This is a genomic window from Variovorax sp. CCNWLW186, from assembly GCF_037203865.1.
Classification (GTDB): Bacteria; Pseudomonadota; Gammaproteobacteria; order Burkholderiales; family Burkholderiaceae_C; genus Variovorax.
In genome coordinates this window covers 13,224-36,632 of the sequence record NZ_JBBCBO010000003.1, presented here as the reverse complement: position 1 = coordinate 36,632, position 23,409 = coordinate 13,224, and the positions used below count along the sequence as shown (strand labels likewise).

Here is a 23,409-nt window from a genome sequence, read left to right as displayed (position 1 = left end):
TCAGCCGCCTCTTATTGCGTTCGGGGCAAGGCAATTAACCGATCTACTCACCATTGCAGAAGTTCGAACTGTCCAGTTCTCGCTCACTAGATAGTTTCATGCGCACCGGGTGCACGAGGCGAACGCTGGTCATGAGTTGTCCTATCCGCGATTGAATCAGCGGATGTCAAGTTGCCGTCATCTGACCGGTGCCTCTCATTCAAAGCACTACAGGCAATTCAAACTCCGGGGCCGTTGTACAGCGGCGCAAGCCTTCTTTCGCTTTGACGCCGATTTCTGCATTTGAACTGCTTAACGGCAAGCGCAGCACTTCAGGGCCGTCATTTGATATTCCCTTATAGCCATCCAATGAGCTGTGATGGTTTGGATAAAAGACTAATGCTTGATTATTCAATCCCACGGAGCAGGCGATCATTCGCTGGTATAACGCTCTTTTATCCTTATATCCATAAGTTTTCATCTCCGATGCAATTCGCTCTTCGACTTTTTTCTTAACAATGGGCAGCACCCCTTTCAGCTCATTCGGCGGAATCTTTTTGGAAGCCAGTAGGGCTTGTCGTACGCCTTCGCCCAATATTTCCGAATCCACGCCGAATTCATAGTACCGAACCGGCTCCTCCGGATCGGCAAAATGAAGCCCACTATTCGACATGGAAACTACACAGTAAAAGTCTCCATTGAAAAAAATTGTTGCCGCAGGCGACTCGTTTGCGAATTTGATCATGATTTAATTAGAGTTACCAATATTACCACGCCTTTGCTGCTAGCATAATTAATGGAAGATTGGATTTGCCTCAACAATGCCGGAGATGTGTTAGACGGAATTCCCAATTCCATTACCCTTTTATTTATATCCCCAGAACGCAACTCGAAGCCCGGCACACCGTCGCGGGTAAAGTTAGCCATTTGATCGACATACTCGTTGATCCTTTTCGTGGTTTGAGTGGGACTGCCAAGATAGCTTGAGCCAAATGAATCAAGGGTTTTGGTGCTTACAGCGGTGCCACTCGATGGAACAAAATGATCAAACGTCGAAAAATTTGTTTTGAAAATATTTAGGTCAATCGCATCGGAAGGCAATTTCCCTTGAATGTAATTTTCAAATGGAATCCCTTGACTTGCGTTTCCACGTCCAAATACAACCCCCGTATCAGCAGCTTCGCCCAGTAAATTGGATGGAGAAATATACTTTTTTGCCGTGGTTAATGCCGTACCTTGTGCTGCTACCTCATCTATAGCCCGCGTCACTACCCTGGCTTCCGTCGCAACCTTGCCAACAGCCAACACCCCAATTCCACCAATCCCTGCCCCTCCAGTCGCTTCTGCCGTCAGAACATCTGCAGCAGCAACGCCAATCGTATTAACGCACAATGGGACATTGGCCAAACAGGTCGTCGCCGCACCGGCGATACTTCCACCCATTGCCGTAGCAACCTCGATAGCAGCAGGTCCCGCAACAGCGCCTGCAACCAAGCCTAACGCCGCCAACTGTCCTTTGCCTTGCGCTATAGAAAGTGCTTGATTGCACTGGCTTTGGCTGATCCCCTGGCAATTCTTCGCGCGCCAGCTAGCAATCTCCTGTGCCAATCGCTCATCCGTGACTGCACTTCCTGCGATGGAGCCGCTCCTGATCACGTTATCTTGGTTCGCTCCAATACTGTTCAATACAGCGATTTCCCCGGGAGACAGATCCGCATATGCTGGAACACTTTGAAAAAGCGCAAGAATGGAACTCCCGGAATCCGTTGTTTGGCCTTCAAGGTTCTTGATATTCTCCGACGAACCTACCTGGATGCTTGCCTTGACAGCGTCAATGTTTTCGTCGGAATAGCCTTTGATTTCTTGAATAATTCGACGCAGATCGCTGACCGAGCAACTCCCATTCGAATTGCAAGCCGCAATCTTGTCTTTCAGTGCGTCGTATTGAGTGTGCGTCAAGAAGTTGTTAAAAACTTCGTTGGCTGCCGCTGCTGCGCCGGCAGCTCCTCCTAGTGCGCCGCCGATCGCGGTGTTCAAACCCGCCACTACTGCATCGTGCGCCGGCCCGGTGAGTCCCAGATCCGTGATGACCTGACTCACATCCGTAGCCAAGTACGAGCCAACGCCTGCGCCGAGAGCGCCGCCCACACCGCCGGTCAGGCCACCGATGACGCTGTGTCCTGCAGCGCGACATAGCCCGTCAGAGCCCCAGCAGGCCGCACCTTCCGCATCTCTATTTTTGACCGCTGCATCACGCTGCGCGTCAGCATAAGCGCTCCAGGCGACGGCTGCCTTTGGTTGAAAATCTTGTGTGAGTTGCGCCTGCGCCTGAGCATTCCTGATGATGGCTTGGGTGTTCCAATCCCGAATCAGGGTGCCGGCGCTGGTGTTGTCACCGGTTCGCACGGTCTGATCGCCCGCGATGCCGCTGATGCCTGATCGGGTCGTGCTGGTCTGGCTGCTGCTGACGGAACCGAATCCAATGCCGTTGGGCCTAACGTAGGGCTGCGATTGCTGATTCCGCGCGGACTGTTGCTGCTGAGTGGCGTTGGGATCCGGGGTCTGCCCCACACTCGCCGCTGCGCCGGCCGAATAGCTGCGCCCGCTCGACTGGCTCACGTTCTGCAGGTCCGTCATTGTCAACTGCCCACCCGTGTGGAAGCTGTTCTTCCCCGCATCGATCGCAGCTTGCGTGCTCTCGATCACGGCGCCCGTGAGATTCGTGTTGCCCTTGACGTTCACATCGAAACCACCGTCCCCCGCCTTGATGCCCGATTGCACGGCCGGACTGATGAAGACGCCGTCAGCTTTGGCGCCCGCCACGTTGGCGCTCGCGGTGGCTACGGCGCCATAGCAGATTGGCGGGATGCACAGGCTCACTCCGAAGCCGCTGCTGGATTGGCGGCTCTGGCCCACGCTCACATCCTGCAAGCTGGCGATGTTCAGGTCGCCGCCCACATCCGCCGTCACGCGGTTGCCTTCGATCGTCGCTCCATTGAGCGTGAGATTGCGGCCACTGGAAATGTTCACGGCGCTGCCGCCGGAGACCTGGGAGGCGGTGTAGCTAATGCCGTTCTGGTTGTCACGACCCTGGCCGTTTTGCACGCCCAACTGGATGCTGAAACCGTTCTGCGCCCCTGCGCCGAAGGTCACCCCTACGCTGGTGCCATGGCTTGAGTTCTGGCCCACCGTCATACTCGTATTCTTGCTGGCCTCTAGAGTGATGTCGTTGTCCGCCGCCATGCTGACGGTGTTGCCCGCCGCGATGGTGGAGCCGACGGCGTGGATGTTTGAATTCTGTCCCGCGCCGGTGGCGACGATGTTGACGTTGTTGGCCCCCGTGACGCTGGAGCCCACGGCCGTGGTGCTAGTGCTGAAACTGGTGCCTTGGCTAGTGTTGCGGCTCGCGGTCACGCTAACGCCGTAGCTCAGGGTGCCCAAGTTGCTCATGTCGGTCAGGCTGGGGCCGCTGCCGCTCAGGGCGCCGGCGAGCGTGCTGCCCGCGTCGTACGCCTGCTTGCCCGCCATGGCCAGGTTCAGCGCACCCAACACCTGCATGCGGCCGTCGCCGCGAGTATCTTCCATCGCCTGCACGGTGCTTTGAGCATTACGGATCATGTCGGTGCTCACTCCCATGAAGCTGGCGCTGCCGCCCAGCTTGCTGCTGGAACTGCGCTGCACGGTCATGCTCTGCTCTGTGTTGTAAGCCTCGTTGATGGTGACGTTCTTCGCAAGGATACTGACGTCGCCACCCACCAGGGGACCAGCCTGCCCTGCGGCCATGACGCTACTGGCAGTCTGGCGATATTCATTGCCGGCCATCAGGGTGATGTCGCCTGTCAAGCTGGCCACCTGACTCGCTTGCTGGGTGGTGCGGCTGGTCGTCTGGGCTCCGAAGTCCTTGATATGGCCCAATCCCGGTGCCGACCAGGAGCCGATGAAGCCGCTCTTGGCGTTGGCCGAGGAATTGCTGCTGAGTTCGGTGTTCTGGGCGCTCTCGATGGTGAGGTTGCGCCCGGCCATCATCGTGATGTTCCCGTCGGCCACGACGGTCGCCGCCTGCAAGGTTGTGTCGCGTCCACTGGAGGTCTGCAGACTGCCGGCCGAGATGGTTGTGCCGACGGCCTGTGTCTTGATGTCGACACTGGTGCTGTTGCCCGAATTCTTGCGATTGCCGTAGCCGCCGACCGGTCCGCCGGCATCGGAGGCAAGTGCCCAGGCTCTGGACAAACCTGTGCTGCTGGTGCGCTGCTGGCTGGCATGCAGTTCGGTGCTGCTGCTGGTTGCGGTCGTGAGATTAATATCGCGGCCCGCAGAAAGGCTCATAGCCTCGTCTGAGCGCAGTTGTGCGGCCTGAAGGTTGATGTCGTTGCCAGCCACGACGGTCACTGTCTTGCCGCTCAGGCTACTGGAGAGTACGTCCGTGGTGGTCGTGCTATCGAAGGTGCTGGAACTGCTCTTCTTGAACAGGCCGTTGGAAGACTTCTGCGTGGCCGTGGTGACACTGGTGGTAGCCTGGCCCGCGGTCAGGTTGATGTCGTTCTTCGCGGTGGCGACCAAGGCGCCGTCGAGACTGGCCACCGCGCCGGCGCGGATGTTCAGGTCATTGCCGGCCGCGAGGCGCACGTTGTCCTGGCCTTGGATGACCGAGCCCACCTCGCGGCTCCCGGACGAAATCCCCGCCCAACCATTGCCCGTCCCCGCGATGGTGTAGCCCTCGGTGACGGTGCCAAGATTGATGTTGCGCCCCGCCGCGACCGACACGCTGCCGTCGCTGACCAGCGCAGCGCCGATGAGATTGGTATCCCGCCCTGCTGAGGCAATCAGCACGCCGCCCGGGTTGGTCACATACACGCCGGCAACACGGTCGATGGCGGTATTGCCGCTCGCACTCTGCGTCGTCGTTTCGATGTTGATGTCGCGGCCGGCGGTCAGCACCGCAGCATCCCGCGCCGTGATGCTGCCGCCGATGTTGTTCAGATCGTTACGGGCGTTGACACCGATGTTGCCCCCGGCAATCCGACCGCCGAGGTTGTTCACGTTCTCGGCATCGATCTTGACCAGGGTCCGACCGGCGATGGTGCCCGTGTTGGTGACATCGCCCGAACTCTTGATGACCGTGGCGTCCGCGCTCAGCAACGCCCCCGAGCCGTCGATGTCGCCGGGCCGCACGCGCACATACACCTGCGGCACCAGCACGCGCTGCGTCGTGCCATCCGGCAAGCTCACCGTCTGCTCGACGAGCCAGACGATGTCGCTGGTCAGCTGTGCCATTTGCGCCGCGCTCAGCGCCACGCCCGGGCGCAACCCGTACTGCTTCGCAAAAGTCACACCGGCGTCCATCAGCGCCATGTACTGGTCTTCGTCGCTGTTGAAGCCATCCAGGTAGCGGTAGCCCGTGAGTTGCGCCACCTGTTCTCGAATCAGCTTCTGCTCGTAGAAGCCATCGCCCAGTCGCTTGAGGGTGTTGGTCGGGTCTTGACCAAGGCTGTTCAGCAGGTAATCGCTGCTGAGCCAGTTGTGGTAGTTGGCAAAGCGCGGGTCGGTCTCGATCAGGTAGCTGCCCGGGCCGGCACGGAGGTTGAACAGACTGGCATTCGGAATACGCACGTTGGGCATGCTGGTGCGCACGACCATCGGGACGGTCCGACTCGCGCCGGCCTGGGCCGACGAAGCCGTGCCGGTCGCAGCGCCGCTGCCACCCACGTCCGTGGCACCCGTGCCCGACTGCGTTGCCGTGGTGCCATCGGGCCCGGTCGCCCCTGTGGCATTGCCAGCGTTCTGGCCATCGACCTTGACCGTGTCGCCCACGTTCGCCGGCACTTCGACAATGGTGGCCGGACCTTGGCCGCCGCCCACCGCGCCCTTGCCGGTCGCACCGCCTGCACCGCTGCCGACCGGGGCGACGCCCGCGTTGTAGCCGGCGGCCGCATTGATGTTTTCCTGGTACTTGTAGGCGCCCAGGGAAATGGTTTGCGGCGGAAGGATGAGCGGCACGTTCGGTGCCTGCACCTGGTTCTTGTTGTCGATCACGATGGCGGAGCCCGTGACCGTGCGCGTACCCGTCAGCTGGTAGGACTGGTAGTCGGTGGCCGTGATCGTCCCGCCGGCCAGCACTTGGCTGTTCTCGTTGTACAGGCGCCCGTTGACGTTCATGCTGCCGCCCGCCACCAGGTGGGCGGGGTCGATGTTGATCGCCGTGTCTTCGGTCGTCGTGATGGAGTTGTGCCAGACGGCGTAGCCCCCAATGCCGACGAGCTCGCCGGTGGCCTTGAGATAGACGAAACCGTTGACGGCATCGACATTGACTTCGTCCATCGGATAAGTGGTGGTTCTGCCGGCACCGCTGCCCACGAGCGTGTTGGGTGCGACGCCGGTCAGGGTGCTCGGCGTCACCGTGGGCGTGCCCTTCTGGATGTGGACATCGCGGTTGTTGACCTGCGCCATCGAGAGGGACATGTCGCCCAGGGATTCGATGTCGGCGCTCAGATTGTTGAGCACCGCGCCCTGGCCGATCGCCTTGCGATTGGCATCGAGCGCCCCGCCGATGTTCATCGAGCCTACGCCCAGGCCGCCGCTGAAGATCAGCGAATGCTCGCGGTTATTGATCGTGCCCGCGCCGATGTTCAGCGTGTTGCGCGCCGCAATGGTTGCCGCCTTGGTCGCGCCATTGGCGGTTTCGGCATCGTTCTCGAGCGTGCCGGCGCCGATGGAAATATCGTTGCCGTAGATGCGCCCGGTGCCGATGTTCTTCAGCGTGCTTGCATTGATCTGCGTGGCACCGCGGCTGTCGATCAGCCCGCGGTTGGTCAGCGTACCGCCGGCGTTAACGATGGTGTTCGTCCCCGACATCTCCGCATTCGCCGTGTTGTCCACGTTGTTGCCGCCCACCGTGAGCGTCTGGCCCGCCAGCAGCTTGCCGTTGTTCGTGAAGTTGCCGGTGGTGGTGTAGGTCAGGTTGCCGTTGGCAGCCACCTCGCCGTTGTTCACGATGTCCTGCTGGAGCGCAATGCTCAGGTTCTGGCCCGAGACGGCCCGGCCGTCGCCGCTGAAGGTCGCGACATCGATCTTCAGGCTCTTGTCGGCCACCAGCGTGCCGCCGGTATTGACCAGGTTGAGCGTCTTGGCGCCGGGGTTGGCTGCATTGGGATCGACGATGGCGAGCGTGTCACCGGCCGAGATCAACCCGTTCGTGTTGTTGACGGTGCCGCCGCTGGTGATGGTGGCGTTGACGTCGGCACGGATGGCGCCCGAGCTGTTGTCGAGATTGCCGGCGCCAATGGCCACATTCAGGCCTTCGATGCCCTGTTCGGTGCCAAGCGTGCCCGTGTTGACGATGCTGCCGGCGTTCAGCGTCGTCGTCGCCGCCGAGCGGATCAGGCCGCTGGTGTTGGTCAGCGTCCCGGCGTTCACGGCCAGGTCGCCCGCGGCCAGGGTTCGGCCGCCGGTGTTGTCGTAGCCTGCCCCGTTGGTGTTGATGGCGACGGTGGACTGCCCGAGCACCAAGCCTCCGCCCATGTTGGAGAAGCCCTGGGTGCTGGCCGTCACGGCGTTCTTCGCGCCGATGAAGCCGGCGTTGTTGTTGACCGCTCCGGTGGTCAGGTTCAGCGTGCCGCCGCTGCTGATGCCTCCCTGGCTATTGATGTACCCGGCCGCATTCGTGTTCGTGAGCAGCTGGCCATTCGTGTCGATGGTCATCGCCCCGCCCGACTGGATCAGGCCGGCAGCGTTGATCAGCGCGCCGGAGTTCACGGCCACCGTGCTGGTGGCCGCCAGCGTGCCTTGCGTGTTGTTCAGCGCATTGTTCTGCCCGTTCGCGCGTGTGTTCACCGCCAGGCTGTTGCCGAAGACCTTGCCCCCGACATTGTTCAGCCCGCTATTGAGCAGCGTGGTCGCGGCGCCGGCCTGCAAGGTGCCGCCGTTGTTCGTCGTCGCGCCCGTCGTCGTGACGTTCAGGTTGCCATTGACCGCCGCTGCGGTTCCGCTGCTGTTGTCGAGCGTTCCGGCCGCAAGCGTGGTGTTGCCGTTCGCGGCCAGTGTGCCGCCCACGTTGGTCGCGGCCCCGCCGGCGGTAACGGTCAGGTCTTCGGCAGCGGTCACGCTGCCCGCGTTGTTGTTCAGGCTGCCGGCCGCGATGGTGGTGGTGCCGCCCGCACCGATCACGCCCTTGCTGCTGTTGTCGAGCAGGCCGCCCACGGTCAAGCCGAGGTCGGAGGTCTCGGCGGCACGGAGGATGCCGCCCTGGTTGGTCAGGCTACCGACCGCGACAGTCGTGTTGCCATTGCTGGCCAGCGTGCCGCCGCTGTTGTCCATGGCGCCTACGATGGTGATGCGTGTGGCATCGGCGCCGGTTTGCACGATCTGGGCACCAGTGCGGTTGCCGAGCGACCCGGCGTCGATGGTGATCTGCTTGGCACTGATCGCGGCCTTTGCGCCGTCCTGGTTGAAGGCGCCCGACATGGCGACCGTCAGCGCACCATTGGCCGTGACCTGGCCGTTGGTGCCGGTGTAGCTGCCGCCAGCGATGGCGAGCGTGCCGACACCGGCATGCTCGATCTTGCCGCCGGCGTTGGTGATGTTTGCGCCACCCAGGCTCAGGTCCTGCCCATTGCTGGCGATGCGTCCGCCGTTGTTGTTCAGGGTTCCGGTGGTCGCAATGGTGGTCGCGCCCGTGCCCGTCTGCACGATCTCGCCGCCGTTCGTGTTGGCGAGGTTCGAAAGCTTCAGGTCAAGCTGTTTCGCGTTGAGTTGGCCTGCGTCGTTGACAAGGGTCTGCGGCGCCTTGCTGTTGGCGGTGACGCTCAGGGTTCCCGGCGTGACGACTGTGGCTTTGCTGGTGATCACGTCGCCCTGCGTGGCCGTGATCGCGATGTTCGCGGCGCTGGTCTGACCGGCCGAGACATCGACACTGGCGCCTTGCAGCGCGGCATTGCCGGCTGCCAGGTTGGTGCCGTGTGTGGCGAGCGCCCCGGAGGCCGTCACACTCAACTCGCCCGCCGTACCGAGCTTGCCATCGCTCTGGACGCCTGCACCGAGCACGCCGGTGCTGCCGCCTTGCAGGCTGCCGGTGGTGATGGTGGTGTTTCGTCCGGCCGTGATGCTGCCATCGTTGGCCAGCAGGCCCCCCACTGCCACGGTGGTGTCGTTCGTCCCGCGCAGGGTGCCGCCCGCGGCGTTGCCCAGACTGCCGGCACGCAGGCCGAGGTCGGTGGCTGCGCCTATGTAGCCCTGGCCGTTGGTCAAGGCCCCGGTCACGTTCACCTGGGTCGCGGCCTGGGCCGACTGGATCGAGCCCTTGTCGTTGGAGAGCGAGCCGGCGCTGAGTGTCAGAGCCTGATTGGCCGCCAGCGTGCCGCCCGTGTTGTCGGCGGCGCTCTGGACGTTCATCGCCAGGCGGTTCAGCCCGGAAACGGTGCCGCCGCTGTTGTCCAGACTGCCGGCATTCAATGCGGTGCTGCCATTGGCGGCGATGGTGCCGCCGCGGTTGCTGGTGGCGCCGCTCGTGGTGCTTGCGACATCGCCCGTGGCCGTGACGCGCCCGGCATCGTTGGCAAGGCTGCCGGCTTGCAGGGTCGTGTTGCCGCCCGCGCTGATCTCACCCTGGCTGTTGTCCAGCAGACCCGTCACATTGACGCTCAGATCGGATGCCTGGGCGGCCTGCAGCGTGCCGCCCCGGTTGTTCAGGCTGGCTGCGGTAAAGGTGAGGCTGCCGTTGCTGGCCAGCGTGGCGCCGCTGTTGTCGATGGCGCCCGACGTCGTGATGGTGGTTGCGGCCGTGCCGGTCTGCACGATCTCGCCGCCGTTCGTGTTGGCAAGATTGGAAACACGCAGGTCCAGCTGATTGGCGCTGAGCTTGCCGCCCTGGTTGACCAGCGTCTGGCCAGGCTGTGCGTTGGCGGTGACGGTCAAGGTGCCCGGCGTTGTGACCGTGGCCTTATCTGTGGTCACGTTGCCCTGCATGGCCGTGACCGTGATGTTCGCCGCGCTGGTCTGGCTGGCCGAGAGATCGACGCTCGCGCCCTGCAGCGTGGCATTGCCTGCCGCAAGGTTGGTGCCGTTGGCGACCAGGGCGCCGGCCGTGGTCACGACCAGGTCGCCCGCCGCACCAAGCTGGCCGTCGCTCTGGATGCCGGCACCCAGCACGCCGGAGGTGCCGCTTTGCAGGCTGCCGGCGGCCACCGTCGTGTGCCGTCCGGCCGTGATGTTGCCGTCGTTGGCGAGTGCGCTGCCGACCGCGACGCTGACATCGTTCGCACCGCGCAAGCTGGCGCCATTGGCGTTGACGAGTGAACCCGCCTGCACCTTCAGGTCGGTGGCCGCGCCGATCGTGCCGCCGCTGCCGTTGGTCAACTGGTTGATCACCGCCAACTGCACCCCGGCCTGCGCCGACTGGATGCTGCCCTGGGTGTTGTCCAGGCTGCCCGCGCCGAGCGCGACGCCCTGGTTCGCCACCAGCGTGCCGCCGGTGTTGTTCACCGCGCCCGCCACATTGGCCGTTAGCGCGCCCGTGGCCGAGATCGTTCCGCGCGTGTTGTCGGCGCTTCCACCGACTGTCAGGGTGGCGTCGGTCGCACTGGTCAGCTTGCCATCGACGTTGACCAGGTCGCCGGTCGTGGCGATGTTCAGGCTGCCCGCATTGAGCGTGCCGCCAGTGTTGTCGAAGCGATCGACATTCGCGCTGAAGCCGTTGCTGACATTCAGCGTGCCGCCGTGGTTGTCGAAGGTCGGCTGGCTCACGGCCATGCTGGCGACGCTCAGCGTGCCGCCGTTGTTGTTGGTGTTCGCGCTTTGCAGGCTGATGGGCCCGCCGGCGTAGATCTTGCCGCCGTCGTTGCGGACCGTGCCGGTGACGGTGATCGCACCCGGCGACGGTGGCACGTACGGGGCGGGCGTGATGGTGCCGCCGGAGCCGGTCTCCGTGCCGGTGCCTGCTGTGGGCGTGGTCGGGCTGGTGGTGTCGCCCGTGCCAGTCCCTGTGCCGCCCGTGCCGCCGCCCGTTCCGGTGTCGGGCGTGGACGGCGCTGGCGCCACGGGCTCCAGCCCGATGACGCCGCCGGTGGTGTTGCTCAAGGCCGGCGCGCTCAGCGCGAGGCCGGCGCTGCTGGTCTGGCGGATCGTGCCGCCGCGGTTGTCGAGGTCGCCCGCCGTGCTGGCCAGTTCCAGCCGCGCGCCTTCGAGCGTGCCGCCGGTGCCGTTCAATGCATTGGCCAGGTCGCCCTGGGTCGTGACCTTGAGGTTGCCGCCGCTGACCACGCGGCCGCTGTTGGCCAGGCCCGAGGCCGAGAGGTTCGCGTCGGCGGTGGCCTGGATGGTTCCGATGTTCTCCAGGCGCCCGGCGCTGGTGACGACCAGTTGGCCCGCGCCCATCAGCGCGGTGGCACCCGGCGCGGCCTGGATCGTGCCGGCGTTGCGCACGCCCAGGCCGGCCTCGGTGCCGATGAGCGTGATCTTGCCGGCGTACATGCCGCCGAGCGCGGCCACGTCCAGCGCAAAGGTGGGCGCCGTGCCGGTGCCGCTGGTGGGCGTGACCTGGCTGTGGTCGGCGCTCACGGTGTTCGCACCCGTCACCACCTTCAGCTCGCTGGCCCAGATGCCCGCGTTGGCCTCGACCGCACGCGCGAGGATCGCGGCGTAGTCCGTCTTGCTGGCGTCCAGGCCCGCACCGTCGATGGTGATGGTGCCGCCGCGCACCAGAAAGCTGTCCAGGCCGCCCACGGCATTGAACTGCGGCGTGCCCGTGGTCAGCGTGGCGCGTGAGGCATTGATGAAGCCGCCGCCGTTGACGCTGATACCGGCCGGGTTGGCGATGATCACTTCGGCGCGCTGCCCCGCGACTTCGATGTACCCGCGCAGTTGGCTCGGGCTGCCGCCGTTCACTTCATTGAGGATGATGCGCGCGGGGCCGGTCGCGAGATACGGATTGCCTTGGACGAACCCACCGAGCTGGCTCTGCACGTTGGTGCGGCTGTTGTTCAGGATGGCGCCGTTGGGCGCCACGTTGAACTGCTGGTACACGTTGCGCGAGACGCCCGCGGCGCTGGGCGTCTGGATATTGATGAGCGGCACGCCGTTGGGCGCGACCATCACGGTGGGGCGCAGGTTGGCGGGAACGTTGGGCGCGCCGACGATCTGGGCTTGGGCGGGTGAGGCCGAGAGCATGCCCGCGAGCGCTGCGCCCACGAGCATGGGCGCCAGGGCTGCCGCACCTGCGGCAATTGCGCCGCCGGCGGTGGCCTTGGACGTGCCTTTGCCCGTGCTCTTGGCCGTTTCTTGAACGACCATGCGCAGCCCGCGCTTCGCATTGAACACAATGCGGTGCAAATTTTTATTCATTCCCTGATCTCTCCGCGTGACAGCAATGCACGCCGCTTTGGAAGGCGTGCGACCCGTCGGCACCGATGCCGACGAATGGGATTTTCTCGTTACAAAGAGTTAACGAATGTCAAAATCAATGGAAGAGCGCAGATAGGCAGAGGAATCGTCAGATTTTTCACACGTGCAAAGAGCATCAGAACAACACTCGTCAATCGTGTGTAACCCGTAAGTTCTAGGAGTCCGGCGCAAGGGCCTGCGTTAGAGTCGCAGCCCACCGCCCCACGCGTTCATGACCGCACGATTTCAATCCGTCGCTCCCACAGTCCGCCTCGCCGACCAGGTGGCCGATGCGTTGGCGGCCGAGGTGCGCAGCGGGCGGCTGTCGGCAGGCGACCGTCTGCCGACCGAGGCCGCGCTGGCCGAGCAGTTCGGCGTGAGCCGCACGGTGGTGCGCGAGGCGGTTTCGCGGCTCAAGTCGCTGGGGCTGCTCGATTCGCGCCAGGGCAGCGGTGTGTATGTGCGCGCGGCCGGCGTGGAGCCGCTGCGCTTCGAGATGCCGCATGTGGCCTCGCGCGAAGCGGTGATCCAGATGGTCGAACTGCGCCGTGCGCTCGAGGCCGAAGTGGCCGCGCTCGCCGCCGAACGGCGCACGCCTGAAGACGTGGAGCGCATCCGTGAAGCCATCGAGGCGCTGCATGCCGCGGTGGCGGCGGGGCGCAACGGCGCCGACGAAGACGTGCGGTTTCATCGCGCCATTGCCGAGGCGGCGCGCAACCCCTTCTTGATCGGCACGCTGCAGTACCTGCGGCAGTTTCTTCATGGCGCCACGCGTGTCACGCGCGCCAACGAGGCGCGCCGGGCCGACTTTGCGCGCGAGGTGGCGCAGGAGCATGCGCGGATCGTCGAGGCCATCGAGGCGGGGGACCCGCTGCGCGCGCGAGAAGCCGCCAAGTCCCACATGGACAACGCCATTCGCCGCATCGAGCAGGCCGACCCTGCCTTCTGGCAGCAGGAGGGCGCGCAACTCGCCCGGCCGCTGGTCGAAGGCTGGCCGGCGGGCAAATAGAGAAGAGAAAGAAGAAAAGGAAACGAGGTGTAGCTTGCGGGTTTACCCGAAGCAGATCGCCTGTTTCAGATTTGTATGATGACCTGACAAATAAGGGCGGCGCGCCGCATGCACCGCCCAAGCGAGACCCGGTTCATCATCCAAACGACTTCCTCCAATGACTTCAACACTCCACGCGCCGCTGGCTGCCACTGCGGACACGCCGGCCGATGTCGCGCTCGAGAAGCGTGCCTACACCAAGGTGTTCTGGCGCCTCATTCCCTTTCTGATGCTCTGCTATGTGGTCGCGTATCTCGACCGCGTGAACGTGGGCTTTGCCAAGCTGCAGATGGGACAAGACCTGGGCTTCAGCGAAACGGTGTTCGGCCTGGGCGCCGGCATCTTCTTTCTGGGCTACTTCCTGTTCGAGGTGCCGAGCAACCTGCTGCTCAACCGGGTGGGCGCGCGAATCTGGATTGCGCGAATCATGATCACCTGGGGCGTGCTTTCGGCGTGCTTCGTGTTTGTGGAAACGCCGACCAGCTTCTACATCCTGCGTTTTCTGCTCGGCGTGGCTGAGGCGGGCTTCTACCCCGGCGTGATCTTGTATCTCACCCATTGGTACCCGGCGCATCGGCGCGCGCGCATCATCGCGGTCTTCATGTCGGCCATTCCGGTGGCGGGCATCTTCGGCAATCCGCTCTCGGGCTGGATCATGGATGCGTTCCACGGCGTGTCGTCGATGGAGGGCTGGCAGTGGATGTTCATCATCGAAGCGATTCCGGCCGTGATCGTCGGCGTGATGGTGCTGGTCTACCTGGACAACGGCATCCAGCAGGCGCGCTGGCTCGACCCCGAAGAAAAGCGTCTGCTGCAGCGCGAGGTCGAACGCGACCAGGCGCACGGCGCCAAAGGGCCGCACTCGGTGGGCGCCATGTTCCGCGATGCGCGCGTATGGTGGATGGCGCTGATCTACTTCGCCTTCGTCATGGGCCAATACGCGCTGACCTTCTGGCTGCCGACGCTGGTCAAGGCGACGGGCGTGAAGGGCAACCTGCACATCGGCTTGTTGAGCGCCATTCCGTTCATTTGCGCCATCGTCGCGATGAACCTTTTCGGCCGCAGCGCCGACCGCCGGCAGGAGCGCCGCTGGCACCTGATCGTGCCCGCGCTGATGGGCGCCATCGGCTTCACGGTCGCGGCCTCGTACACGCAGAATACGGTCGTGTCGCTCGCATTCCTCTCGCTTGCCGCAGCCGGTGTGCTCACCTGCGCGCCGCTGTTCTGGTCGCTGCCCACCGCCTTTCTTTCGGGCACGGCGGCGGCCGCGGGCATTGCGGTCATCAACTCGGTGGGCAACCTCGCGGGCTTCGTCAGTCCCTATCTCATCGGCTACCTGAAAGACCTCACCGGCAGCACGCAGATCGGCATGTACGTGCTGGCCGGCGCGCTGGTGCTCGGGGCCATCGGCGTGTGGCTCACGCCCAAGCAACTTGTGAATCGCTGATCGAAAGAACCCCTGATGACTTCAAACACCAACAACACACCGGTCGTCGGCCTCGTGGGCCTTGGCGCCATGGGCAGCGGCATGGCGCAATCGCTGCGCCGCGCGGGCTACGAGCCGCACGTTTTCGACGTGCGCCTGGACGTGGCCCACGCCTTTGCGCGCGACGGCGGCGTGGCCTGCGACACGCTGGCCGCGCTCGGTGCGCAGTGCGACATCGTGGTTTCCGTGGTGGTCAATGCGGCGCAGACCGAGTCGGTGCTGTTCGGCGACGGCACCACGCCCGGCTGCGCGGCGTCGATGAAGCCCGGGAGCCTGTTCGTGATGTGCTCCACGGTCGATCCGAACTGGTCGGTCGCGCTCGAGGCGCGCCTGGCCGCGCAGGGCATCCTTTACCTCGACGCGCCGATTTCCGGCGGCGCCGCCAAGGCCGCGAGCGGACAGATGACCATGATGACCGCCGGCACGCCCGCGGCCTATGAAAAGGCCGGCGCCGTGCTCGACGCCATGGCGGCCAAGGTTTATCGTCTTGGAGACCGCGCAGGGGCGGGCAGCAAGGTCAAGGTCATCAACCAGTTGCTGGCCGGCGTGCACATTGCCGCGGCGGCCGAGGCCATGGCGCTGGGCCTGCGCGAAGGCGTGGACCCGGCCGCGCTGTACGAGGTGATCACGCACAGCGCGGGCAACAGCTGGATGTTCGAGAACCGCATGGCGCACGTGCTGGCGGGCGACTACACGCCGCTGTCGGCCGTCGACATCTTCGTGAAGGACCTGGGCCTGGTGCTCGACGTGGCGCGTGCCAGCAAGTTTCCGCTGCCGCTCTCGTCCACTGCGCACCAGATGTTCATGCAGGCGTCTACCGCGGGTTTTGCGCGCGAGGACGACAGCGCGGTCATCAAGATATTTCCCGGCATCGAACTGCCGGCTGCCGACAAGAAAGCCTGAACAAGGAAGACAAGCATCATGAATATTCTCATCACCGGAGGTTGCGGTTTTGTGGGTGCGCGGCTCGCGCGCACGTTGCTCGCGGGCGGCCCGCTGGCACTGGCCGGCGGCGTGGTCCAGCCCGTCGCGCGCATCACGCTGGCCGACCGCGTGCCGCCGCCCGCAGACCTGCAAGCCGATGGCCGCGTGCACTTTGTGCAAGGCGACCTGTACGAGCAGGCCGTGAGCGGCGTGCTGCCGCTGGCCGACACGCATGCCGTGTTCCACCTTGCCGCCGCAGTGAGCGGCGAATGCGAGGCCGACTTCGACCTGGGCATGCGCAGCAACCTGGACACCACGCGCGCGCTGCTCGAAGCCTGTCGCCGCGCGGGCCATGCGCCGGTGTTCGTGTTCTCCAGCTCGGTCGCGGTCTTCGGCGATTCGCCCGAGCAGCGCCTGCCCGAGGTGATCGAGGACACCACGCTGCCGACACCGCAGAACAGCTACGGCATCCAGAAGTTCATCGGCGAGCAGCTCGTGGCCGACTTCACGCGCAAGGGCTTCGTGCAGGGCCGCAACGTGCGGCTCATGACGGTGTCGGTGCGGCCGGGCCGACCCAACGGCGCGGCCTCCAGCTTCCTGAGCGGCATGCTGCGCGAGCCGCTGGCCGGCGAACGCGCGCGCTGCCCGGTGGCGCCCGAGACCGCAGTCGCTCTCGCATCGCCCGGCAACACCGTCGCTGGCATCATCCGCGCGGCCACGGCCAGCGCCGCTGAGTGGGGTGCGCGCACCGCGATCAACCTGCCCGCGTTGACGACCACCGTGCGCGAAATGGCGGAAGCGCTCGAGCGCATCGCCGGCAAAGAAGCAACGTCGCTGATCGACTGGGAGCCCGATGCGAACATCGCCAAGATCGTGACCAGCTGGCCCAGCCGCATTCACGCAGCGCGCGCCGAGGCGCTGGGCCTGAAGGCGGATGCGAGTTTTGACGCCATCTTGCGTGACTATGTGCGCGAGAACCCGCAGGCCGTGAAGTTGCCGGTAGCAAAGGACTGAGTCATGGCCAAGCTGCTGCTCGGCTGCATTGCCGACGATTTCACAGGCGCGACCGACCTTGCCAACAACCTCGTGCGCGCCGGCATGCGCGTGGTGCAGGCCATCGGCGTCCCCACGGCGCCGCTCGATGCACAGGTCGATGCCGTGGTGGTCGCGCTGAAGTCGCGCACCATTGCACCGGCCGAAGCCATCGCAGAGTCGCTCGACGCGCTGCGCTGGCTGCAGGCGCAGGGTGCGCACCAGATCTACTTCAAGTACTGCTCCACCTTCGACAGCACGCCGCAGGGCAACATCGGCCCGGTGACCGAAGCGCTCATGGAGGCGCTGCAATGCGACTTCACCATTGCCACGCCAGCCTTCCCCGACAACAAGCGAACCGTGTTCAAGGGCTACCTGTTCGCGGGCGACGTGCTGCTCAACGAGAGCGGCATGCAGAACCATCCGCTCACGCCCATGACAGACCCGAACCTCGTGCGCGTGCTGCAGGCGCAGTGCAAGCGCAAGGTAGGCCTCATCGACCATGCGGTGGTCGCGCGCGGCGCAGCGGCCATTGCAGAGCGCATCGAACAGCTGAAAGGCGAGGGCGTGTCGATCGCGATCGTCGACGCGGTCTCGAACGACGACCTGATGCGGCTCGGCCCGGCCATCGCCAAGATGCCGCTGGTCACCGCCGGTTCAGGCGTCGCTATCGGCTTGCCCGCCAACTTCGGCCTCGCACCGTCGTCGCAAGCCAGCGCGCTGCCAGCCGCGGCCGGCTTGCGCGCCGTGGTGTCAGGCAGCTGCTCATTGGCCACCAACCGCCAGGTGCTCGACTTCATCCAGCGCGGCGGTGCGGCACTGGCCATTGATCCGCTGCGTATTGCCGCGGGCGTCGATGTGGCGGCCGAAACCCTGGCGTGGGCGACACCTCTCGTCGATAAGCAACCAGTGCTCGTCTACTCCACAGCCGAGGCGGGCGCCGTCAAGTCGGTGCAGGGCCGCCTAGGCGTCGAAGAGGCCGGTGCCATGGTCGAGCGCACCATTGCCACCATCGCGCGCAGCCTCGTCGAACGCGGTGTTCGCCAACTGGTGGTGGCGGGCGGAGAAACTTCGGGCGCATGCGTGCAGGCGTTGGGCATTGCGCAAATGCAGATCGGTCCGCAGATTGACCCCGGCGTGCCGTGGTGCCATGCGCGCACTGATCTTGCGGAAGGCGCGTCGGTGCACATTGCGCTCAAGTCTGGCAACTTTGGGGGGGATGATTTTTTCACCAAGGCATTTACAGTGCTGGGATGAATTGCATGCCGGGTACTTGTTCAGGGCGCGCTCCCGCACGTTCAGGGCGCGCACCCGCCGACGGGGTACCTTTCTCCGCGAATGTCCCCCGGCCTGCGGCCTCCTCCTTTATTTCGCTGCGCAAGGCACCCCATCGACGTGTGCGTCTTAAGCGGCGGTCGTTGATCGGCGTTGCACGAGCAGCGTGCCCAAGTGCACAGGGCATCGGGTGCTCCGCGCAGCGAAATAAAGGAGGAGCCGAAGGCGGGGGACATTCGCGGAGGGGAGTACCCGGTGGCCTGTGCACGCGCCCCGAACAGCAGCGCCAACAAAACCTCCCAGGAGGTTAGGCAAAAGTGGCCCTCCAGCACATCCCACCCATCCAGTGCCTCCTGACCTTCGAAGCCGTGGCCAGGCTGCGAAATGCCGGACGAGCTGCAGACGAACTGTGCGTCACGCCCAGCGCCGTGAGCCACCGCATCCGGCAACTCGAATCGCACGTCGGCTTCAAGCTCTTCGGGCGCAGCGACTTCAGCCTCACGGCCGATGGCGCCGCCTACCTTGCCAACGTGCGCACAGGCCTTGCGGCGCTGCAAGCCATGCCCACCGGCAACGCGGCGCAGCAGCGCGCCACACGCCTGCGCATTGCCGTCACGCCCACCTTCAGCCGCCAGTTCCTCATGCCGCGGCTCGAACTGTTCCGCAACATCTATCCGGACATCGAACTCGTGCTGCAGGTGTCCATTCCGCTGCTCGACGTGACCGCCGAGCAGGCCGATCTCGAAGTGCGCTACGGCACCGGTGCGTACGCCGATTGCGAACACCGCCTGCTGCTCGAAGAAGAGGTGGTGCCCGCCTGCAGCCCGAGCTTCCTCAACGAGTTCGGCCCGTTCGACGGCTTTCGCACCGCGGCCGAAATTGCCAGTGCGCGGCTGATCCGCAGCCCGCTCGAACCCTGGGGCACCTGGTTCGCGAGCTGCGGCATCGACCAGCCCGAGCCGCACGTCGGCTCCCAGTTCAACGACCTGGGCCTGGTCTACGACGCAGCCGCCAGCGGCTTTGGCGTGGCGCTGGTGCGGCTGAAGATGGGCGCCGCATGGTTCGAATCGGGCCGGCTGGTGCCGCTTTCAGACCGGCCCGTGCCGTCGCCGCACCGCCACACCATCTGCTGGCAGCCCGGCACGCTCGATCGCTGGGAATGCGCAGCCTTTGTCGATTGGCTGGCGCAGAGCCTGCGCTGAAGAAGAAAAAGAAAAGGCGGCCAGCGGCAAAGTTCTCTCAAGCGCCGCGCAAAAAAGCTTCAACCCGGCGCCGCCGCATTTGCGTAGAGTGCGCCACACCACGAGACACTTTGCCCGACTAAAGAGGCTTGCCGCATGAACGCGCCGCTTACCCCTGCCCAGCACGATTCGCTGCAGAAATTCGAACGCCAGTCGCAGGTCGTGCGCGCCCTGCAGGCCCACCTGCCTGCGCATGCGCTCATCTGGCACGCCGAGGACACCACGCCCTACGAATGCGACGGCCTCACCGCCTACCGCCAGCGCCCGCTGGTGGTGGCACTGCCCGAAACCGAGGCCCAGGCGGCGGCCGTGCTCAAGACCTGCCACCAGCTCGGCGTGCCCGTGGTGGCACGCGGTGCCGGCACCGGACTCTCGGGCGGCGCCATGCCGCATGCGCTCGGGGTCACGCTCTCGCTCGCCAAGTTCAACCGCATCCTGAAGATCGACCCGGTGAGCCGAACGGCCGTGGTGCAGTGCGGCGTGCGCAATCTCGCCATCAGCGAGGCGGCCGCGCCTTTCAACCTTTACTACGCGCCCGATCCGTCGAGCCAGATCGCCTGCACCATCGGCGGCAACGTGGCCGAGAACTCGGGCGGCGTGCACTGCCTGAAATACGGCCTCACGCTGCACAACGTGCTGCGCGTGCGCGGCTTCACGGCCGAGGGCGAGGCCGTCGAGTTCGGCGGCGAGGCGCTCGATGCACCGGGGCTCGACCTGCTTGCATTGATCATCGGCAGCGAAGGCATGCTGGCCGTGACCACCGAGGTCACCGTCAAGCTCGTGCCCAAGCCGCAGCTCGCGCGCTGCATCATGGCCAGCTTCGACGATGTTCGCAAAGCCGGCGATGCGGTGGCGGCGGTGATTGCCGCCGGCATCATTCCCGCGGGGCTCGAAATGATGGACAAGCCCATGACCGCCGCGGTCGAGGACTTTGTGCGCGCGGGCTACGACCTGGACGCGGCGGCCATTCTGCTGTGCGAATCCGACGGCACGCCTGAGGAGGTGGAAGAAGAAATCGGACGCATGACCGCCGTGCTGCGTGACTGCGGCGCCACCGCCATCGCGGTGAGCAACAGCGAAGACGAGCGCATGAAATTCTGGAGCGGCCGCAAGAACGCCTTTCCGGCATCGGGCCGCATCAGCCCCGACTACATGTGCCTCGATTCAACCATTCCGCGCAAGCGGCTCGCGGACATCCTGCTTGCCATTCAGCAGATGGAGCAGAAGTACAACCTGCGCTGCTGCAACGTGTTCCACGCGGGCGACGGCAACCTGCATCCGCTGGTGCTGTTCGATGCCAACGACCCCGACGAGCTGCATCGCTGCGAGCTTTTCGGCGCCGACATTCTCGAGACCAGCGTGGCCATGGGCGGCACCGTGTCGGGCGAGCATGGCGTGGGCGTGGAAAAGCTCAACAGCATGTGCGTGCAGTTCACAGCGGCCGAGAACGAACAGATGTTCGGCGTGAAGCGCGCCTTCGATCCGGCGGGGCTGCTGAACCCCGGCAAGGTGATTCCGACGCTGCAGCGCTGCGCCGAATACGGCAAGCAGGTGGTGCGTGGCGGGCAACTGCCGCATCCCGACCTGCCGCGCTTCTGAAAAAACAAAAGAGACCATGGATCAAGCCCTCAGCCAGATCGTCGAGCGCATCCGCGCCGCTGCCACCGACGCCACGCCGCTTCGCATTCGGGGCGGCGGCTCCAAGGACTTTCACGGTGAGTTGCTGCAAGGAGAAATCCTCGGCACCAGCGCCCTCGCAGGCATCACCAGCTACGAACCCAGCGAGCTGGTGGTTACCGTGCGCGCCGGCACGCCGCTCGCCGAACTCGAAGCCGCATTGGCCGAAAAAGGGCAGTGCCTGCCTTTCGAGCCGCCGCACTTCGCAGGCGGCGGCACGGTGGGCGGCATGGTCGCCGCCGGACTCAGCGGCCCTGCACGCGCGAGCGTGGGCGCGGTGCGCGACTACGTGCTCGGCGCCACGCTGGTCAACGGCCGCGCCGAGGTGCTGAGTTTCGGCGGGCAGGTCATGAAGAACGTGGCCGGCTACGACGTGTCGCGCGTGCTGGCGGGCTCGCTCGGTACGCTGGGCGTGATTGCAGAGGTGAGCCTCAAGGTGCTGCCCGTCGCGCCTGCCGAAGCGACGCTCGCATTTGCCTGCAGCCAGGCGGATGCGCTGCGCCTGCTCAACGAGTGGGGCGGCCGTCCGCTGCCGCTGAATGCGAGCTGCTGGGTCGAGCAAGCCGGTGCGGGCACCTTGTACCTGCGCCTGCGCGGCGCGGTTGCGGCAGTGGAGGCCGCTTGCGCGCACCTGGGCGGCGAGCGCAAGGAGAACGCCCACGCTGCCGTTGAATGGCGATCGCTGCGCGACCAACAGCACCCTTGGTTCGCCGCCGATGACGGCACCACGGCGCTCTGGCGCCTGTCGGTGCCGCAGACCGCACCGGTACTCGCCATGAAGGGCACTGCGCCCCTCGTCGAGTGGCACGGCGCACAGCGCTGGTACAAGGCGGCGCCGGAAGATGCTGCGCGCATTCGTGGCATTGCGCATGCGGCGGGAGGCCACGCCACGCTGTTCAGGATGCCCGAGTCGCATGCGACAGGCGGAGCGATCCCCCGCTTCGACGCCATGAGCGCCCCGGCCGCCCGCATCCATCGCGCGTTGATGCAGGAGTTCGATCCGCAGCGCATCTTCAACCGTGGCCGGCTCCTCGCAGCCGAATAAAAAAAAACAAACGACGATCCACCCGCGATGCAAACCGAACTCGCCCCCGAATTCCGCGGCACCGACGAAGGCCGCGAGGCCGAAGCCATTCTGCGCAAGTGCGTGCACTGCGGCTTCTGCACCGCCACCTGCCCCACCTATCAGCTGCTGGGCGACGAGCTCGATGGTCCGCGCGGCCGCATCTACCTGATCAAGCAGGTGCTCGAAGGCAAGGAACCCACGCGCAGCACGCAGCTGCACCTGGACCGTTGCCTGACCTGCCGCAACTGCGAAAGCACCTGCCCGAGCGGCGTGCAGTACGGCCACCTGGTCGACATCGGCCGCAAGATCGTCGACGAAAAAGTGCCGCGACCGGCGATGGAGTCGGCCACGCGCTGGCTGCTGAAAGAAGGCCTGCCGTCGCCGCTTTTCGCGCCCGCGATGAAGCTCGGCCAGGCGGTGCGCGGGCTCTTGCCCGATGCGCTCAAGGCCAAGGTTCCAGCCAGGCAGGAAGCGGGCGCCTGGCCCACCGCCACGCACGCACGCAAGGTGCTCATGCTTGCGGGCTGCGTGCAACCGTCGATGATGCCCAACATCAACACCGCGACTGCGCGCGTGCTCGATGCGGCGGGCATCCAGGCCGTTATCGCGAAAGAGGCGGGCTGCTGCGGCGCCGTGAAGTTCCACCTCAACGACCAGGAAGGCGGCAAGGCGCAGATGCGCGCCAACATCGACGCCTGGTGGCCGCAGGTTGAACGCAACGAGATCGAAGCCATCGTGATGAATGCTTCGGGCTGCGGCGTCACCGTGCGCGAGTACGGCCACATCCTGCAGCACGACCCGGCCTATGCGGCCAGGGCGGCACGCATCAGCCAGCTGACGCGCGACCTGAGCGAACTGCTGCCCGACCTGGTGTCGGCGCTGAAGGCGCGCGTGCGTGCCCCCGAGGGCGTGGTGGCCTACCACCCGCCCTGCACGCTGCAGCATGGGCAGAAGCTGCGCGGCGGGGTCGAGACGCATCTGCGCGCGCTGGGCTTCGACGTGCGCGTGGCCATGAACGAATCGCACCTGTGCTGCGGCTCGGCGGGCACGTATTCGGTGCTGCAGCCTGAACTGGCGTATCCGCTGCGCGACCGCAAGCTCGGCCATCTGCGGCAACTGCAGCCGAGCGTCATCGCCTCGGCCAACATCGGCTGCATCACGCACCTGCAAAGCGGCAGCCAGCAAACGCCCGTGCGCCACTGGGTGGAACTGCTGGACGCCGCGCTGGCGGCGGCCTGAGATCGCACACCGAAGAGCGCTCTGGTCCGACTCGCCCGCAAGTCGCTTGCGCCGCATCATGGCGGCACCG

Annotated in this window: 11 protein-coding genes; 9 read left to right on the top strand and 2 right to left on the bottom strand. The window is 65.2% G+C overall.

Going from position 1 to position 23,409, the window contains the following annotated elements:
* Nucleotides 1-199 precede the first annotated feature (199 nt).
* Complete coding sequence (locus V9K97_RS04410; protein ID WP_337316534.1) at nt 200-724, bottom strand: contact-dependent growth inhibition system immunity protein; 525 nt, start codon at nt 722-724, stop codon at nt 200-202.
* A complete protein-coding gene (locus tag V9K97_RS04405; RefSeq protein ID WP_337316532.1) occupies nt 721-12,312 on the bottom strand; it encodes a two-partner secretion domain-containing protein in 11,592 nt (3,863 codons plus the stop codon). Before V9K97_RS04405 ends, V9K97_RS04410 begins: the two co-directional genes overlap by 4 nt.
* A gap of 271 nt (nt 12,313-12,583) precedes the next feature.
* On the opposite strand from V9K97_RS04405, the gene V9K97_RS04400 reads away from it, so the two are divergent.
* The 9 genes from V9K97_RS04400 to glcF all read left to right on the top strand — a co-directional run bounded on the left by V9K97_RS04400 (nt 12,584) and on the right by glcF (nt 23,339).
* Nucleotides 12,584-13,360 (top strand): FadR/GntR family transcriptional regulator, encoded by a 777-nt coding sequence (locus V9K97_RS04400; RefSeq protein WP_337316530.1) that lies wholly within the window; start codon nt 12,584-12,586, stop codon nt 13,358-13,360.
* A 157-nt stretch (nt 13,361-13,517) separates the two neighbouring features.
* Entirely contained in the window at nt 13,518-14,846 is a 1,329-nt protein-coding gene (locus V9K97_RS04395; protein ID WP_337316528.1) for an MFS transporter, read from the top strand.
* A gap of 15 nt (nt 14,847-14,861) precedes the next feature.
* Nucleotides 14,862-15,788 carry an L-threonate dehydrogenase gene (gene ltnD, locus V9K97_RS04390; protein WP_337316526.1) on the top strand — a complete coding sequence of 309 codons (927 nt, stop codon included), beginning with the start codon at nt 14,862-14,864 and terminating at the stop codon, nt 15,786-15,788.
* Nucleotides 15,789-15,806: 18 nt separating this feature from the next.
* Nucleotides 15,807-16,823, top strand: coding sequence for a D-erythronate dehydrogenase (denD, locus tag V9K97_RS04385; RefSeq protein ID WP_337316524.1), 1,017 nt, complete (start codon nt 15,807-15,809; stop codon nt 16,821-16,823).
* Between the two features lie 3 nt (nt 16,824-16,826).
* A complete protein-coding gene (otnK, locus tag V9K97_RS04380; RefSeq protein WP_337316522.1) occupies nt 16,827-18,098 on the top strand; it encodes a 3-oxo-tetronate kinase in 1,272 nt (423 codons plus the stop codon).
* A 335-nt stretch (nt 18,099-18,433) separates the two neighbouring features.
* On the top strand, nt 18,434-19,318 hold the full coding sequence (locus tag V9K97_RS04375) for a LysR substrate-binding domain-containing protein (protein ID WP_337316520.1): 885 nt from the start codon (nt 18,434-18,436) through the stop codon (nt 19,316-19,318).
* Between the two features lie 135 nt (nt 19,319-19,453).
* Entirely contained in the window at nt 19,454-20,956 is a 1,503-nt protein-coding gene (locus tag V9K97_RS04370; protein WP_337316517.1) for an FAD-linked oxidase C-terminal domain-containing protein, read from the top strand.
* A gap of 16 nt (nt 20,957-20,972) precedes the next feature.
* On the top strand, nt 20,973-22,079 hold the full coding sequence (glcE, locus tag V9K97_RS04365) for a glycolate oxidase subunit GlcE (RefSeq protein ID WP_337316515.1): 1,107 nt from the start codon (nt 20,973-20,975) through the stop codon (nt 22,077-22,079).
* 27 nt (nt 22,080-22,106) lie between these two features.
* Nucleotides 22,107-23,339 (top strand): glycolate oxidase subunit GlcF, encoded by a 1,233-nt coding sequence (glcF, locus tag V9K97_RS04360; RefSeq protein ID WP_337316513.1) that lies wholly within the window; start codon nt 22,107-22,109, stop codon nt 23,337-23,339.
* Nucleotides 23,340-23,409 lie beyond the last annotated feature (70 nt).